This is a genomic window from Shewanella sp. SM101 (assembly GCF_025654465.1).
Lineage (GTDB): Bacteria > Pseudomonadota > Gammaproteobacteria > Enterobacterales > Shewanellaceae > Shewanella > Shewanella oncorhynchi.
The window spans coordinates 11,208-27,881 of record NZ_JAKKRH010000037.1 but is presented as its reverse complement, the minus strand read 5'-3'; the positions used below and the strand labels follow the sequence as shown (position 1 = coordinate 27,881).

The following is a 16,674-nucleotide window of genomic DNA, read 5'->3' as shown; positions in this document are numbered from 1 at the left end:
ATTTTCGCCAATTTGAATGCTGTTATGGGCTTGTTGCCAAATGCTGCCTAGGTTAGCATGACACGGTAATCGCCTAATTATTATAATCAGAACAGAGACCTGTATCGAGGGTCCACATAAAATATGGATTTATTAGATAAAGTTATCGCGAAAGCCATTGGCATGCCCCATAAGCCCTTAAGCCGGATAGTCTTCTGGTTGGGTTTTATTGTGATCATGTTGTTAGCCGCGCAAATTACATGGAAATTAGTGCCTACTAGCTCATCACCCAGCGCTTGGTCGCCAACGCCCGTCAACCTGACGGGTAAAGGTGCTGGGCAGGTTGATCTTGCGGGTTTACAGCAGCTTGGTCTCTTTGGTAAGGCAGATGCTAAATCTGAAAAGCCAAAAACTGAGGTTGTTGAGACTGTGACCGACGCGCCTAAGACCACACTCTCTATTCAGCTCACTGGCGTTGTTGCATCGACAGCGGATCAGAAAGGCTTAGCGATCATTGAGTCAAACGGCAGCCAAGAGACCTACAGCTTAGGCGATAAAATTAAGGGCACTTCGGCATCACTGAAAGAAGTCTATGCCGACCGTATTATCATCACTAACGCTGGCCGTTACGAGACATTAATGCTCGATGGCTTAGTTTATACTAGCCAAAGCCCAGCCAATCAGCAGTTACAACAAGCTAAGACTAATAAGACTGGCTCGGCAGTGAGCCGTGTTGATCAACGTAAAAATGCCGAAATCTCCCAAGAACTCGCCGAATCCCGCACCGAATTGTTAGCCGACCCTAGTAAGATCACCGATTATATTGCCATTTCACCTGTCAGACAGGGTGACGCTGTGGCGGGATATCGCTTGAATCCAGGGAAAGACGCCAATTTGTTTAAGCAGGCGGGTTTTAAAGCTAACGATTTAGCCAAATCAATTAATGGATACGACTTGACCGTAATGAGTCAAGCGTTAGAAATGATGAGCCAATTACCCGAGTTAACCGAAGTTTCTATTATGGTTGAGCGGGAAGGACAATTGGTTGAAATCATGTTTAGTTTGCCGCAATAACACGCGTTAGAGGAAAGAAAAAGAATGAATAACAAAAGGATTCGACGCAAGCTGATTGCAGGGGTTGTTGCGGGTGCAGCCATGTTCTCCTCCCAATTCGCTTGGTCTGAACAGTATGCGGCCAACTTTAAAGGCACGGATATTCAAGAATTTATCAATATAGTTGGTAAAAACCTGAATAAGACCATCATAGTTGACCCGACAATTCGCGGCAAAATCAACGTTCGCAGTTATGATCTGCTTAACGACGATCAGTATTACCAGTTTTTCCTCAACGTCTTACAAGTTTACGGTTATGCCATCGTCGAGATGGAAAATAACGTTATTAAAGTCATTAAAGACAAAGATGCCAAAACCGCTGCAATTCGAGTCGCTAACGATAACGCCCCCGGCCTTGGTGACGAAATGGTGACGCGTATCGTGGCCTTGTATAACACGGAGGCTAAGCAATTAGCGCCGTTATTGCGCCAACTTAATGATAATGCGGGTGGCGGCAACGTAGTGAACTACGACCCCTCCAATGTCTTGATGTTGTCTGGCCGTGCTGCTGTAGTGAACAAGTTAGTCGAAATTATCCGTCGAGTAGATAAGCAAGGCGATACCTCGGTGCAAGTCGTGCCGTTAGAATTTGCTTCTGCGGGTGAAATGGTACGAATTATCGATACCCTTTATCGTGCTACCGCTAACCAATCCCAATTGCCAGGCCAAGCGCCAAAAGTGGTTGCTGACGAACGTATCAATGCCGTGGTCGTGAGCGGTGATGAGAAGAGCCGCCAACGTGTGGTCGAGCTTATCCGTCGTCTCGATGCCGAACAAGCCAGCACAGGTAACACAAAAGTTCGTTATCTACGTTATGCCAAAGCAGAAGATTTAGTTGAAGTGCTGACCGGTTTTGCCCAAAAGTTGGAAGGCGAGAAAGATCCGAGCGCTCAGGCTGCAGGTGGTAAACGCCGTAATGAAATCAATATCATGGCGCATACTGAAACCAACGCCTTAGTGATCAGTGCTGAACCCGATCAGATGCGCACTATCGAGAGCGTGATTAATCAACTCGACATCCGCCGTGCTCAGGTACTCGTAGAAGCCATTATCGTGGAAGTCGCCGAAGGCGATAGCGTCGGCTTTGGGGTCCAATGGGCCGCGAAAGCGGGTGGTGGTACTCAGTTTAATAACTTAGGCCCAACCATAGGTGAAATTGGTGCAGGTGTATGGCAGGCGCAAGATCAAGAAGGGACATTCATCACTAACCCGAGCACTGGTCAGGTGATAGGTCAAAACCCGAGTACTAAGGGAGATGTGACGCTACTCGCCCAAGCCTTAGGTAAAGTGAACGGTATGGCTTGGGGCGTGGCCATGGGCGACTTTGGTGCCTTAATTCAAGCAGTGTCGAGTGACACTAACTCAAACGTACTGGCAACGCCTTCTATTACGACCTTAGATAACCAAGAGGCCTCGTTTATTGTGGGTGACGAAGTGCCTATTCTGACAGGTTCTACCGCCAGCTCGAGCAACAGTAACCCATTCCAAACCGTTGAGCGTAAAGAGGTTGGGGTTAAACTGAAAGTGGTGCCACAGATCAACGAAGGCAGCTCAGTTAAGCTGACGATTGAACAGGAGGTTTCTGGGGTTAACGGTAATACAGGCGTGGATATTTCCTTCGCGACTCGTCGCTTAACCACTACCGTTATGGCGGATTCTGGTCAAATTGTGGTACTCGGTGGTTTGATCAACGAAGAAGTGCAAGAAAGTATACAAAAAGTACCGTTCTTGGGGGATATCCCTATTCTAGGACATTTGTTTAAATCTTCTTCGAGTAAAAAAACGAAGAAAAACCTCATGATCTTCATCAAGCCAACGATTATACGTGATGGCATCACGATGGAAGGGATTGCTGGGCGTAAATATAATTATTTCAGAGCATTACAGCTTGAGCAGCAAGAGCGTGGCGTGAACTTAATGCCAAATACTCAAGTGCCAGTGTTGGAAGAATGGAATCAGTCTGAGTATTTACCTCCTGAAGTTAACGAGATTTTAGAGCGTTATAAAGAAGGTAAAGGCTTAGATACTCAGATGCGTAAAACGGATCCAACGCTCAAAACGCTCGATGAAAACAAAAACAAAGATAAAACCAATGAGTGAAATTCAACTATCCCAAGTCGATGACCTCAGCCAAGTCTCTAATGAGCTAGGCCTTGAAGCTGAAGGTGATGAGGTATTTCGTTCGAGCAGTAAAGAGCGTTTACCTTTTGCCTTCGCACACCGCCACGATGTGGTGCTCGCGCTGGGTGAAACGGGCGCGTTAAGCTTGTTCTATACGAGTAAAACACCCTTAACGGCTATGCTCGAAGCGCGGCGTTATTCGGGTGTTGATTTGCCTTTGGTTAAGCTCGAAGTGGCAAAGTTTGAGGCCAAACTCACTCAAGCATATCAGGCGAACTCGTCTGAAGCGCAGCAGTTGATGGAAGACATAGGCAACGAGATGGATTTATTCACCCTTGCCGAAGAGCTGCCGCAGACCGAAGACTTACTTGAAGGTGATGATGATGCGCCTATCATCAAATTGATTAATGCCTTGTTATCTGAAGCGATTAAAGAAGAAGCGTCGGATATCCATATCGAAACCTACGAGAAACAGCTTGTAGTGCGGTTCCGTATCGATGGTGTACTTAAGGAAGTGCTCAAGCCAAACCGTAAACTGTCGTCGCTGTTAGTGTCGCGGATTAAGGTTATGGCTCGCCTCGATATCGCCGAAAAACGTGTGCCACAGGATGGCCGTATTTCGCTGCGTATCGCAGGTCGTGCGGTAGATGTGCGGGTATCGACCATGCCATCGAGCCACGGTGAACGTGTTGTACTGCGTCTGCTGGATAAAAATACTGGCAACCTCGATTTAGAGCAATTGGGGATGACCGACAGTATTCGGGTTAAGTTTGAAGATCTTATTCGTCGCCCTCACGGGATCATTTTGGTGACTGGCCCAACGGGCTCGGGTAAAAGTACCACTTTGTATGCGGGTTTGACGGAGATCAACTCCAAAGACACCAACATACTCACAGTAGAAGACCCTATCGAATACGAGTTAGACGGTATCGGTCAGACCCAAGTTAACACTAAGGCCGACATGACCTTCGCCCGTGGTCTGCGCGCTATTTTGCGTCAAGACCCCGATGTCGTGATGATAGGCGAGATCCGCGACCTCGAAACCGCGCAAATTGCGGTACAAGCGTCACTCACTGGTCACATGGTAATTTCAACCCTACATACCAACACAGCCTCTGGCGCGATTACACGTTTGCAAGACATGGGCGTAGAGCCATTCCTCGTGTCTTCAAGTTTGCTCGGCGTGTTGGCTCAACGTTTGATCCGAACCCTTTGTCCTAAATGTAAAATCGAGCATGTGCCCGATGCGCGTGAGCGTGAGTTGCTGGGCATAGCCGCCGATGACGACAGACGTATTTTCCGTGCCAATGGCTGTAAATCCTGTGGTAACAATGGCTACCGTGGTCGAACCGGTATTCATGAGCTATTACTGGTTGACGATAATGTGCGTGAATTGATCCATGGCGGCCGCGGAGAGTTAGCCATCGAAAAGTATATTCGTCAGTTTGTACCGAGCATTCGTCACGATGGCATGAGCAAAGTGCTCGCGGGCATCACCACTCTCGAAGAAGTGCTACGTGTGACTCGCGAGGAGTAATTTATGCCAGCATTTGAATATAAGGCACTGGATGCCAAGGGAAAGCAGCTTAAGGGCGTGATTGAGGCGGATACCGCCAGACATGCCCGCAGCCAACTGCGCGATCAGCGCATGATGCCCTTGGAAATACTGCCTGTTACTGAAAAAGAAGCCAAAGCTAAGAGCAGCAGTTTTTCGTTTTTCAAACGTGGCATTTCAGTTGCTGAATTAGCTTTGATCACCCGCCAAATTGCGACCTTAGTGGCCGCGGGTTTACCGATTGAAGAATCCCTTAAAGCCGTTGGTCAGCAGTGCGAGAAAGATCGTCTCGCGAGCATGATCATGGCGGTACGTTCTCGGGTGGTGGAAGGTTATAGTCTGGCCGATTCCTTGGCTGAATTTCCGCATATTTTCGATGATTTATACCGTGCCATGGTGGCCTCGGGTGAAAAGTCCGGTCACTTAGAAGTGGTGCTTAATCGGTTAGCAGATTACACAGAGCGACGCCAACAGCTTAAATCTAAGCTGACCCAAGCCATGATTTATCCCGCGGTTTTGACCACAGTAGCGATAGGGGTGATTTCAATCCTGCTAGCAGCGGTTGTGCCTAAAGTGGTCGGACAGTTTGAGCACATGGGCGCTGAGCTTCCCGCTTCGACCCGATTTTTGATCTCGGCCTCTGACTTTGTTCAAAACTATGGTGTGTTTGTGGTCATCGCCTTAGTGCTGCTGTTCGCACTCTTTCGGCGCATGTTAAAGTCACCTGCGTTTCGGATGAAGTACGATAATTTTTTATTGAGCATGCCGGTTGTTGGCCGCGTGAGTAAGGGATTAAATACGGCGCGTTTTGCGCGGACGTTAAGTATCTTATCTGCCAGTTCAGTGCCTTTGCTCGATGGTATGCGTATCGCGAGTGAAGTGTTGCAGAACATGCGAGTGCGGGCCGCAGTTGACGATGCGACCGCACGCGTGCGGGAAGGAACTAGCTTAGGTGCAGCGTTGACTAATACGAAGTTGTTTCCGGCTATGATGTTATACATGATTGCGTCGGGCGAGAAGAGTGGTCAACTTGAGCAGATGTTAGAGCGGGCCGCCGATAACCAAGACAGGGAATTCGAAGGTAACGTCAACATAGCATTGGGTGTATTCGAACCTATGCTGGTGGTCAGTATGGCGTGTGTTGTGCTCTTTATCGTGATGGCAATTTTGCAGCCAATTTTAGCCTTGAATAACTTGATTAGCGGTTAATTTTTGAATTTATGGATTATGACCAAGTCGATTGGCATAGGATTTTTTAGGAGAAGTAGTCGATGCAAATGAACAAGAAACATCAAGGTTTTACCTTACTCGAAGTGATGGTTGTTATCGTGATTTTAGGGATTTTAGCCTCTATGGTTGTGCCTAACTTGATGGGTAACAAAGACAAGGCTGACCAACAAAAAGCCGTGTCTGACATAGTTGCACTCGAAAATGCCTTAGATATGTATAAGTTAGATAACGGTGTTTATCCATCGACCGAACAAGGCTTAGAAGCATTAGTGCAAAAGCCTACGATTTCGCCTGAGCCACGTAACTACCGTGAAGATGGTTATGTAAAACGTTTGCCAGAAGATCCATGGCGCAATAACTACCTGTTGTTAAGCCCTGGCGAAAACGGCAAGTTAGATATTTTCAGTGCAGGCCCCGATGGTCAACCAGGTACCGAAGATGACATCGGTAACTGGAATTTACAGAATTTCCAATAAGATGCTAAAGCTGCGTCACGCTGGTTTCACCTTAATGGAGGTGATGCTAGTGATTTTGTTGATGGGGCTCACGGCTGCGGCTGTGACTATGTCTATCGGCAATTCTGGGCCGCAACAGGCCTTAGATAGAACGGCGCGGCAGTTTATTGCGGCCACTGAAATGGTGCTTGATGAAACCGTTTTAAGTGGCCAGTTTATTGGTATTGTGATTGAGAAAACCAGTTATCAGTTTGTTTTTTATAAAGAAGGTAAGTGGGAGCCTTTGGATAAAGACAGACTCTTATCTGAAAAGCAAATGGAGCCAGGGGTTGTACTGAACTTAGTGCTCGATGGTTTACCTTTGGTACAAGAGGATGAGAAAGACGATTCTTGGTTCGAAGAACCGCTGATTGAACCCTCTGCCGATGATAAGAAGAAACACCCTGATCCACAGGTCATGCTATTCCCGAGCGGTGAAATGAGCGCTTTTGAGCTGACGTTTATCGCTAAAACTAACAAAGGCCAGCAGGCCGAAACGTTAGTGGTCGGTGATGCGCTGGGCAGATTAACCATAGGGCGCCCCGATGAAACGCGTTAAGGGCATGACCCTACTCGAAGTGATTGTTGCCCTTGCCGTATTTTCGATTGCGGCCGTGTCTATCACTAAAAGTTTGGGCGAGCAGATGGCAAACATGCCAATTCTGGAATCGCGCACTTTAGCACAGTGGGTGGCTGATAATCAGATGGTCGATGCCAGACTTGATCCACAGTTTCCTGAAATCGGTAAAAAAGAAGGTCAAGTTGAGCTCGCAGGAAAGGATTGGTATTGGCGTAAAGAAGTGGTGAAAACGACGGACGATAATTTTCGTATGATCCGCATTAGTGTGAGTGAAGACGAACGATATCAGCGTATTGCCGCACAAGTGAGCAGTTATGTCCTTAAAACTAACTAGTGCGCAGCGGGGATTCACCCTGCTGGAAATGCTGATCGCCATCGCGATTTTCGCCATGATAGGTTTGGCTTCTAATGCGGTACTCAGCACAGTGCTGACTAACGATGAAGTGACGCGCGCGTTTTCAACTCGGCTTAAAGCTCTACAGCAAGGTTTTGGTGCGATTGAGCGTGATCTCGCCCAAATGGTGGCGCGCACGCCAAGATTACTCGAAGGTGGTCGAGGTTCGACCGTCTTCCAAACGGGCAATGATATCTTAGATTCGGAATCAGAAGCCTTAGTGTTTTACCGTTTAGGCTGGTTAAATCCCGACGGTTTATTACCGCGAGGCAGCTTACAGTCGGTGGCGTATGTGGTGCATGAAGGGCGGCTGGAACGTTGGTATTTTCCTTATCCTGAGCCTGAGTTTGGCGCCGAGCCGGTTAAGACAGTGATTATCGACAAAGTGCTGTCGGTGGAATATTCCTTCTTCATGGAAGACAAGTGGGAGCGTAAAGTCGAGGCGACTAAGTTACCTAAAGCGATCGCCATGGAGATTGAGATTGAAGGTTTAGGCAAGATCCAACGTAAGTTCTTGTTGCCGCTGGGTGCTGTTGCACCAGAAAAGTCTAAGGATGACGATAATAAAGACGAAAATCCTGACGATACGAACAAAGATAAAGACAAAGATGGTGATGGAGTCGATGATGGCTCGGGGAACGATCCTGGTGACGGTTCTGGTGATCCAGGTGATGGTGACCCTGAAGATGAGGGCCGCGAATGAGAACTCAATCTCGGTCTAAACAGCGCGGTGTCGCACTGATAGTTGTGCTCTTGATTGTGGCCATGGTGGTGATCATCGCGACAAATATCACAGGTCGTAATCAGTTATCCATGCGTCGAACGTTGAACTTGGCCCAGTACGATCAAGCCTATTGGTACGCGATTTCTGCTGAAGAACTGGCGAAGAAGATTTTAAAACAAGATTTAGACGACTCGGAAGGTCGGGTCCACAGGCAACAATATTGGGCCATGGCCGATGTTGTGTTTCCGGCGGAATACGGTGAAATTGCTGGCAAGATCACTGATATGCGCGCCTGTTTTAACTTAAATGCCTTGTCTGTGACCACGAAAGAGGTGGAAAACAGTCAACCTAAGCTGCCGCTGGCGGCGAAGCAATATAAGGCCTTGTTGGTGAGTTTAGGGATGGACGACTTTAGTGCGGACCGTCTGACCCAGACCTTAAAAGATTATATCGACGAAGACACCACTGCTAGCCCTTATGGTGCCGAAGATGCGGAATACGAAGCGCGAAATGTGCCTTACCGTGCGGCCAATACACTGATGAATCATCGCAGTGAATTACGGGCAGTGATGGGATACACCCAAGATATCTATTTGAAACTCTTGCCCTATGTATGCGTTATCCCTGGCAATGACAGGCAATTACTGAATGTGAATACCTTGGAAGTCGAGCAAGCGGCACTGTTAGCTGGCATGCTCGAAAATCAGATTTCGGTAGGCGAAGCAGAAAGTATCATCAACCAACGCCCCGGCGATGGCTTTGCCAAGATAGATGACTTTTATGAAAGCTCATCCATGGGATCGATCAAGTGGGAAGGTGCCATGAAGTCGAGCTTTGTCATCGATAGCCAATATTTTTTATTGGCCTCGGGGGCGAAGGTTGATAACGCCGTATTTAGAATGGAAAGTGTGCTCAAAAAGAGCGGCGGTAATAAAATGGAAGTGCTCACCCGTCAGTTTGGTGGCCAAAAATAATGGCAGTGCTCACCCGTCAGGGGTTGATGTTGGTGGCCAAAAATAATGGAAGTGCTCACCCGTCAGGGTTTGATGTTGGTGGCCAAAATAATGGAAGTGCTCACCCGGCAGAATCTGGTGGACAAAAATAATAGCAACGAGCTCAGTCACGCTTTCTTGACTGGGACTGGTGGAGAAAAACTGTGAGTGAACGGCTATTTATTCGCTTAGGCAGAACAGCAGAGCAAGCGTGCTCTTGGCTCGTTTGGTCAGAGCAAGAACAGGAAATTATCGCCTCTGGCGAGCTCGCCAATGCCCAAGGTTTGTCGACCTTAACCGAGCGTGCGGGCAATCGTCCCGTCGATGTGTTAGTGCCCGCCGCGGCGATGACGCTCACTAGTGTGCATTTGCCCGAAAAAGGTCAACGCCAAGCCTTGAAAGCCTTGCCTTTTATGCTCGAAGAAGCCTTAGCCGATGATGTCGATGCCATGCATTTTACTGTTGGTCCACGTGATGGTGATGCCTTAAGTGTGGTCGCAGTGGCCCATGAGCAAATGCAGACTTGGCTGAGTTGTTTGACCGAAGCGGGTTTAAAAGTGAAGCGCATTGTGCCTGATTGTTTAGCCTTGCCATTGCAAGAGTGCCAATGGGCGGCAATGAATTTTGGCAATGAGCTATTGCTGCGTACCGGATTAGCTTCGGGCCAGAGCTTACCTCTGCCTTGGTTGCCAATTGCGTTAGAACAACTTAAGCCTGCACAGGGCGAAGTCTCTGTCGCCAGTTATACCGAGATGCAACTCGAGGGTGTCGAGCTTAAGCCGCAGTCACTTGAGCTACCTATGTTAGTGTTGGCCCGCGGTATTTTGCATGCGCCAGTGAATTTACTGAGCGGCGTTTACACGCCGAAGCGTGAATACAGCAAACAGTTGGTGATGTGGAAGAGCGCTGCCATCGTTATCGCCATCGCGTGCGTGCTGGCCTTAGTGAATAAAGGGCTGACTATACATCAAGTCAATGGTCAGGTTGCCGATCTTAAAGCCCAGAGTGAATCCATTTATCAGCAAGTGATCCCGGGAAATTCGCGCATTGTTAACCTACGTTCGCAGATGGAAAGTCAGTTACGTGCATTGCAGGGACAGGGCAGTGGTGCCGAGTTTTTTGCCATGCTCGATGGTTTACAGGATGCCTTTAAGCAAGTGCCTGAACTTAAACCTAATAGCCTAAGATTCGAAAGCGCGCGTAACGAGATCCGTATGCAAGTGAGTGCGAAAAATTACGCGCAGATCGAGAAGTTTAAAGAGATTGTCGGTCGTCGTTTTCAACTCGATGGCGGCACTATGAATAGCGGTGAAGAGCAAGTCACCAGTACCTTAACCTTGAGGAGCAAATAAGATGGATAATTTGCGGACTTGGTGGCAAGGGCTCGCATCGCGCGAGCAGCAGTTAGTAGGCTTTTGCTCGGTATTTTTAGTCATTGGTATTTTTTATTGGGGTGTTTGGACGCCGATTGCCAATGCTGAAGCCGATGCATTACGTAACCTCAATGCACAGCAACAGACGTTGAACTATGTAAAACAAACGGCGAATAAAATAGCGAGTCTTAAGCAGAACGGTGCTAAGCCGACTACGTCGGGCAGTTTAAGCTCTGTGGTTAACCAAACTGCGGGCAATTATGGGTTAGTGATTACTCGCATGCAGCCCCAAGGCGATAAGATCCAAGTGTGGATGGACGATGTTCCTTTTGATGCCTTGTTAGGTTATTTGAGTGAGTTAGTACAGAAGAAAGGACTTTCACTCGAAAGTGTTGATTTGGCTGAGGCCGATGTACCTGGCTATGTCAAAGTGAGACGTATCCAATTAGCGCAATAAATTAAGGTGTAGCTGTGAGTTTGATAAAAAAAGTCATCATAGGCGTACTGATTTATTTAATATTTTTAGTCGTTCTATTCCCCGCTAAGATTGCGATAGCGTTAGCCCCATTGCCCGCGAATATCAGTGTTTCGGGTGTGAGTGGCAGTATTTGGTCTGGCAGCATAGAAACCTTAAGTATGCCGCAGCGCCAGGTAGAGCAAGTGCGTTGGGATCTGAGTCCTTGGGCGCTATTTTTAGGTAAAGTGAAAGTGGATTTTCAAGTGGGCAGCCGCGCAACACCTGTCAGTGCTAAGGGATTAATTTCTTGGTCTATGGGAGGCTTAAGTGCGCAGGGGCTACGTTTCGAAGCGCCGGATAGTTTTTTACTCGGCAATGCAAAACTGCCCTTTAGAACCGAAATTACCGGTGAAGTCAGTTTGTTGGTTGAGACGCTAGAGCAAGGTAAGCCTTGGTGTGAACAGTTGTCTGGTAAGCTGTTTTTGAATCAAACCAATGTTAAGAATCAGTTTGGTAACTATCCTCTAGGTAATATTGAACTCGGACTGAGTTGTGTCGAAGGCAAAGCGCAATTGGCCACAGATGAAACCAAGAACCAGCTTGGTATTGTTGGTACCTTACAGTTAGATGAAGGCAATATGGTGAAGGTTGAGGCTAAGATTAAAGAAACGGCAGAGCAACCGGAAGATATGCGTGAGTCGCTGAATATTTTAGGTAAGCGTGGTGCGGATGGTTATTTCCCTGTGGTATATCAGGGGCGGATCCCTGGGTTATAGCGCTGTTTTAGATGAGCACTTAAACTTAATGTGAGTGCTCAGATGTGAAGGCCGTAATGCGAGAGTTGCGATTAAATGTCCGATCATAAAACAATGCGATGAATAGAAACGAAGGCACCTTAGGTGCCTTTTTTATAGCCTTTTTATCGCGTTAGATCAGTCAGTAGTGAGTGATAGTCGGTAATCGCGGGGAAATCTTGAAAGACTTTGACTGGTTTTTTACTGTCTGGGTTAGCAATCCCTAATTGATGACCCACACCGGCAAGTTTAGCGGCCTTGAGTATGGGTTCGCTATCGTCGATAAAGAGACAGCGACTTGGTTCAAGGTTGAATTGCTTAAACAAGGTGAGCCAGAATTGTGGGTGTTCCTTAGGGTAACCCGTCTCGTGGCTGGAGATCATGGCATCGAGCCCCGCGGCCAGCTCGGTATGTTCAAGCTTTAGGGCAAGACTCTTAGGATGCGCATTGGTCACTAGGATGCGCCGTTTACCTGCAGAGGCTAAGGCCGCTAAAAATGGCATGCTGTCTTGGCGCAGTTGAATACGATCCACTAAAGTGCGGTGCAAGCCCATAATGTCGAGCTGCAGTTGCTCCTGCCAATAATCGAGACAGTACCAATCGAGCGTGCCTACGACTTTCTCATAGGCGTTCACAACTAATTGCTGCGCTTCGTTGTGGCTCACACCTTGTTGTCGACTCAATTCCTGCGGTACTAAATTCAGCCAAAAATGATTGTCGAAGTGCAAATCCAATAGGGTGCCATCCATATCGAGCAGAACCGTATCGATAGTCTTCCAGTTAAACATGGGTATTTCCTATTTTTGCAAAACTGAATCACGCTTAGCATTGATTGTTGCACTGCGTAATACTCAGTGATGACGATGATTCGAGTCACTTGTATGCTTAAATCTTTGTGCTAGTCTTGGATGATTAATTATTTTTAGTCTGAAAATTAAGCGGTTGGATATGGATATCTGTTCTTTTGCCCTATTAGCTCAAGTTTCAAACCCCCTTAGTTTACAGCAAGAGTTGAATGCTTTGCTGCAACAAGACTGGTTACCCCATGTAAATCAGCGTGATTATATGGGTGGTTGGGATGTTCTCGTCTTACGCTGTGCAGCAGAGTATCGCGGTGCTCATCCTATCTTGCAAGCCTTCTCAATTTCTACCGGTCAGCACTGGCAAGATTTGCCTCAACTCGAATCGAGCCCTGCGTTATGCCATTTTCTACAATCTTTAGCCTGCCCAGTGAAATCCGTGCGTTTGATGCGCTTACATGCGGGGGCAGAAATCAAACCCCATAGAGATCAAGGACTCTGCCTAGAACAAGGCGAGGCAAGACTGCATTTGCCACTGCAAACGAATGAGCAACTCAACTTTTACGTGGACGATAAACGTGTACCCATGCAGGCCGGAGAGCTTTGGTATATCAATGCCGACCAAGTCCATTGGGTTGAAAATAAAGGGCAGGATGCGCGGATCAATTTAGTGATTGATTGCGAGGTCAATACTTGGTTAAGGGAGTTAATCGATGCTGCAAAGATCAGATCTTGAATTAGGGCATAGTTTGGATGTAGCTGTATTAACTCAGTTTGCTAATGCGCTACTGCTGTCGACCTCAGCAGGGGAGTCTAAACGGCTCATCGATCCCATGCTGAAGCAGTTGTGCCAAATAGCGGCAGTGGAGTTACACCCCGAGTCTTTTTTGGATACTGAGGCGAGCCATACGCCTTTTGGTAAGGCGGTGTCACTCACTACCGCGGCGCAGTGTGCCGAAGATCCCGAGCGGGGCCGAGTCTTTATACAAGGGATTTATCAAGCAATACAAGATCGTCTAAAGGCTCATTCTGGGCAGACTGTGAACATCTTATATGCGGGGACTGGACCTTTTGCTTGGTTATTATTACCTCTGCTGCCGTTATTTTCTGCGAGTCAAATTCAAGTGACCTTGCTTGACATTCATCAAGCCTCGTTAGATAAAGTCACTAAGCTTATTGAACACTTTGATTTGGCTGATCGTGTGGTGGAGAGTGCCTGTGCGGACGCCACGCTTTGGCAGCCAAATACAGTCGTAAAGTTTGATGTGATTCTTTCCGAAACCATGAAGCACTTGTTGCAACAGGAGCCGCAAGTGCAAATTTTTACCCATTTACAGGCGTATCTTGCAGATGATGGTGTGCTCATCCCGCAAAATATTGAGTTAGACGCTTGGCTTGAGTGTCGTACTGTGCAGGATTTTGTGGAGACGCATTATTTAGGACCGTTATTCGCGCTCAACCTACAAACAGCGCGCTTACTTGCCAGTGGAGACCGTAGCTTCTTGGCTGGTACTTTACTGCTCCCCGATTTCAGCCCGAGTGCGGTAACGCTTAAGTTCACGACTTCCATTCAAGTCTATGGTAATTCCACGCTGAGCGAAAACCAATCTCAACTCACGTTACCTCGATATCGACGTGAACATTGGCTTAAGCCGCTCTCATGCCTGGCTTTTCGATATGAGCAGGGTACTCATCCCGATTTTGTGTTTGATGTTATAGAGCAAAAACCTGTGCTTGTGTCGAGTGACGATCTGAGCTGCTTAGGCATTTATCATTTGCAGCGGCTTTGGCAAAAGATACAGCTACGCAAACGGGGAGTGCCATTCACTGAACCGGCTAATGAATGGCACTTAGATAAAACCTTGCTGGATCTTTGTGGAATAGGGCTCGAGCCGGGTCTAAGAGCTTTATATCAAAACGATCATCAGTCAGCTTTTGTTGCTTACATTCAGCAAATCGCCAAGCTAACCGCCGCGGATATTGCTGGGATTAATCAGCAATTAGGCGCTATTTCCCATGGATTAATGCCATCGGTCACAGTACCAGAAGTCGAAGACTTAAATTCTACAGAGGTTGAAGACTCAAATCCGGCGGCAGTACTTAGCGAGTCACAACTTAATTTTTGGCAAAATGAAGGCTACTTAGTGATCCCGCAAGTACTCACGGCAGAGCAATGCGCCGCAACACGAGATTTTATTTGGCAGCAGTTAGGAGCCAATGAACAAGATCCCACCACTTGGTATCAACCTCATGATTTTATGCAGAAAATCATGCTGCAACTGTTTCGCCATCCGCAACTGGACGCGAATCGACAAGTCCCCAAAATCCGTCAAGTGTTTGAACAGTTGTGGCAGCGAACTGATTTAGTCATGACAACCGATAGAGTCAGCTTTAATCCACCTGAAACGCCAACTTGGCATTTCCCCGGTCCTGATATGCACTGGGATATGCCGCTACAGCTCCCCGTTAAGTTTGCGACGCAAGGGTTAATTTATTTAACCGACACTGGCGAGGAACAAGGCGCATTCTGTTGTGTCCCCGGATTTCATCTCAAGATAGAGGAGTGGCTTCTCGAACAGAACAAGCCTGATGTTGAGCTTCAGCAACAGGATTGGTATCGCTGGCAAGTAAAACCTATAGCGGCTAAAGCGGGCGATTTAATCATTTGGCACCATGCCTTGCCCCACGGCGCCAGTCCTAATCGTGGGACGTTACCGCGTATGGTGCAATACATTAACTTTTACCCTATGGCTTCCTAATGGTTGATTTTAAAGAACAACAGCAACGCTATTGGTTGTTAGTTCATAATCCAGCCGCCCTGAGGGAGCTTGGCAAGGTTATGACTCTCACCAACTTTTGCCAATATTTGCGGCTTTTTTGGCACTTACCAGACTGTGGCGATGATACGTTACTGGCCATCTTGCATACTGGTAATCGACAAAGGATAGAGCCGGATTATTCACTCTTCTGCCAGTTTTGGGCGCCAGCAGACTATGACCCTAAACGCAGAGTATTAGAGTGGATGTCCGCCGCAGAAAAACCGATTCATCCTTTCTACTCGGAGCATATTTCTGCAGTACGGGGTCAGTTATTGTCCGCTTTGATCAAACCCCAAACTGCTCTGTTACCAGCGCCAAATCTTTCTGGGCTAGTAGAACAAGTACAGCCTGCCGGATTTATATTTCACCTCTCTCGCTGTGGATCTACCTTAGTGTCGCGCAGTTTTGCGGGGTTATCTAAATGCAGGGCGTTATCTGAATCGCCTTTGCTGACTCAAGTGCTATTGGATAGGAACCTATCAGACACTGAAAGACGCGCAGCTTTAATATTTTGCATTAATACCCAAGGTCAGTTGTTTCATCCTGAACAGCATTTGTTGATTAAATGGAATGCGTGGGATTTGCAGTTTTGGCCATTGATCCTATCACTTTATCCTCAAGTTCCCGTGTTATTGCTACTTAGGGACCCCGTCGAGATCTTAGCCTCACAGCAAAAGTCTGCTGGATATCATATGGTGCGACAACCGTCTCGACCTTTATTCCTTGAATTATCAGTACCAGAGGAGGGGGAGTCGATACTGGATTATCAATGTAAGGTATTGCGCTTGTTATTGGGTTATGGGTTAGAGATGAGTCAGCGTAACCAAGTGATGGTCGTGGATTATCAGGAGTTGTTACCCGCGATAGCGAATAAAATCGCAAATTGGTTTTCGTTGGCTCTCTCTAAAGAAGAGTGCAGCCAAGTCGAACAATGTCAGTTAATACATGCTAAAACAGCCACGCAGCCCTTTGTAGCAGATTCACAATCTAAACAAAGTTTTTTTTCGGCTAAGCAAAAAGAACAGATCCACCGTTATTGTAACTGGTCTAATCTTCACCTTTTTGAAACTAAAGGTTAACATAAATCTTGTATTTTTGTGTGATGTGAACTAGCTTTAGCCAACTATCTATATTAAAAAATATCAGCAAGTTAACGTTTTTATTCTAGGGATGGAAAATGCAATCATGTACTTCAAAGTCGTTAGCCTTTTTTATTCTGCGAACGCATTTCCCTGAGTCTCTCTTTAAA

General features: G+C 47.1%; 16 protein-coding genes. 15 read left to right on the top strand and 1 reads right to left on the bottom strand.

Going from position 1 to position 16,674, the window contains the following annotated elements:
- The first annotated feature begins 123 nt into the window (after positions 1–123).
- The 12 genes from gspC to L5M38_RS18030 all read left to right on the top strand — a co-directional run bounded on the left by gspC (position 124) and on the right by L5M38_RS18030 (position 11,788).
- Complete coding sequence (gspC, locus tag L5M38_RS18085) at positions 124–1,053, top strand: type II secretion system protein GspC (RefSeq protein ID WP_131525237.1); 930 nt, start codon at positions 124–126, stop codon at positions 1,051–1,053.
- 24 nt (positions 1,054–1,077) lie between these two features.
- Entirely contained in the window at positions 1,078–3,192 is a 2,115-nt protein-coding gene (gene gspD / locus L5M38_RS18080; protein WP_263179887.1) for a type II secretion system secretin GspD, read from the top strand.
- On the top strand, positions 3,185–4,750 hold the full coding sequence (gspE, locus tag L5M38_RS18075; protein ID WP_212600805.1) for a type II secretion system ATPase GspE: 1,566 nt from the start codon (positions 3,185–3,187) through the stop codon (positions 4,748–4,750). Before gspD ends, gspE begins: the two co-directional genes overlap by 8 nt.
- 3 nt (positions 4,751–4,753) lie before the next feature.
- A complete protein-coding gene (gspF, locus tag L5M38_RS18070) occupies positions 4,754–5,977 on the top strand; it encodes a type II secretion system inner membrane protein GspF (RefSeq protein WP_105250995.1) in 1,224 nt (407 codons plus the stop codon).
- Positions 5,978–6,039: 62 nt separating this feature from the next.
- The gene (gspG, locus tag L5M38_RS18065) at positions 6,040–6,474 is read left to right on the top strand and encodes a type II secretion system major pseudopilin GspG (protein WP_105250996.1); all 435 of its coding nucleotides are present in this window, start codon (positions 6,040–6,042) and stop codon (positions 6,472–6,474) included.
- A 1-nt stretch (position 6,475) separates the two neighbouring features.
- Positions 6,476–7,051, top strand: coding sequence for a type II secretion system minor pseudopilin GspH (gene gspH / locus L5M38_RS18060; RefSeq protein WP_263179896.1), 576 nt, complete (start codon positions 6,476–6,478; stop codon positions 7,049–7,051).
- A complete protein-coding gene (gspI, locus tag L5M38_RS18055) occupies positions 7,038–7,406 on the top strand; it encodes a type II secretion system minor pseudopilin GspI (protein WP_105250998.1) in 369 nt (122 codons plus the stop codon). Before gspH ends, gspI begins: the two co-directional genes overlap by 14 nt.
- Positions 7,387–8,169, top strand: a complete 783-nt coding sequence (gene gspJ, locus L5M38_RS18050; protein ID WP_263179885.1) for a type II secretion system minor pseudopilin GspJ — start codon at positions 7,387–7,389, stop codon at positions 8,167–8,169. Before gspI ends, gspJ begins: the two co-directional genes overlap by 20 nt.
- Positions 8,166–9,164, top strand: coding sequence for a type II secretion system minor pseudopilin GspK (gene gspK / locus L5M38_RS18045; protein ID WP_105251000.1), 999 nt, complete (start codon positions 8,166–8,168; stop codon positions 9,162–9,164). The genes gspJ and gspK overlap by 4 nt, the downstream gene beginning before the upstream one ends.
- Positions 9,165–9,346: 182 nt before the next feature.
- The gene (gene gspL, locus L5M38_RS18040; RefSeq protein WP_263179884.1) at positions 9,347–10,534 is read left to right on the top strand and encodes a type II secretion system protein GspL; all 1,188 of its coding nucleotides are present in this window, start codon (positions 9,347–9,349) and stop codon (positions 10,532–10,534) included.
- Position 10,535: 1 nt separating this feature from the next.
- Positions 10,536–11,012, top strand: coding sequence for a type II secretion system protein M (locus L5M38_RS18035; RefSeq protein ID WP_105251002.1), 477 nt, complete (start codon positions 10,536–10,538; stop codon positions 11,010–11,012).
- A gap of 14 nt (positions 11,013–11,026) precedes the next feature.
- A complete protein-coding gene (locus tag L5M38_RS18030) occupies positions 11,027–11,788 on the top strand; it encodes a type II secretion system protein N (protein ID WP_173497004.1) in 762 nt (253 codons plus the stop codon).
- Positions 11,789–11,931: 143 nt separating this feature from the next.
- On the opposite strand, the gene yrfG is transcribed toward L5M38_RS18030, so the two are convergent.
- Positions 11,932–12,594, bottom strand: coding sequence for a GMP/IMP nucleotidase (gene yrfG, locus L5M38_RS18025; protein WP_263179882.1), 663 nt, complete (start codon positions 12,592–12,594; stop codon positions 11,932–11,934).
- Between the two features lie 160 nt (positions 12,595–12,754).
- On the opposite strand from yrfG, the gene L5M38_RS18020 reads away from it, so the two are divergent.
- Genes L5M38_RS18020 through L5M38_RS18010 form a run of 3 tightly spaced genes read left to right on the top strand, consistent with a single transcriptional unit; the run spans position 12,755 to position 16,504 of the window.
- Complete coding sequence (locus tag L5M38_RS18020) at positions 12,755–13,342, top strand: aspartyl/asparaginyl beta-hydroxylase domain-containing protein (protein ID WP_263179881.1); 588 nt, start codon at positions 12,755–12,757, stop codon at positions 13,340–13,342.
- Positions 13,320–15,365, top strand: coding sequence for a phytanoyl-CoA dioxygenase family protein (locus tag L5M38_RS18015; RefSeq protein ID WP_263179880.1), 2,046 nt, complete (start codon positions 13,320–13,322; stop codon positions 15,363–15,365). The genes L5M38_RS18020 and L5M38_RS18015 overlap by 23 nt, the downstream gene beginning before the upstream one ends.
- Positions 15,365–16,504 carry a sulfotransferase family protein gene (locus L5M38_RS18010; protein WP_113941571.1) on the top strand — a complete coding sequence of 380 codons (1,140 nt, stop codon included), beginning with the start codon at positions 15,365–15,367 and terminating at the stop codon, positions 16,502–16,504. Before L5M38_RS18015 ends, L5M38_RS18010 begins: the two co-directional genes overlap by 1 nt.
- The last annotated feature ends 170 nt before the right edge of the window (positions 16,505–16,674 follow it).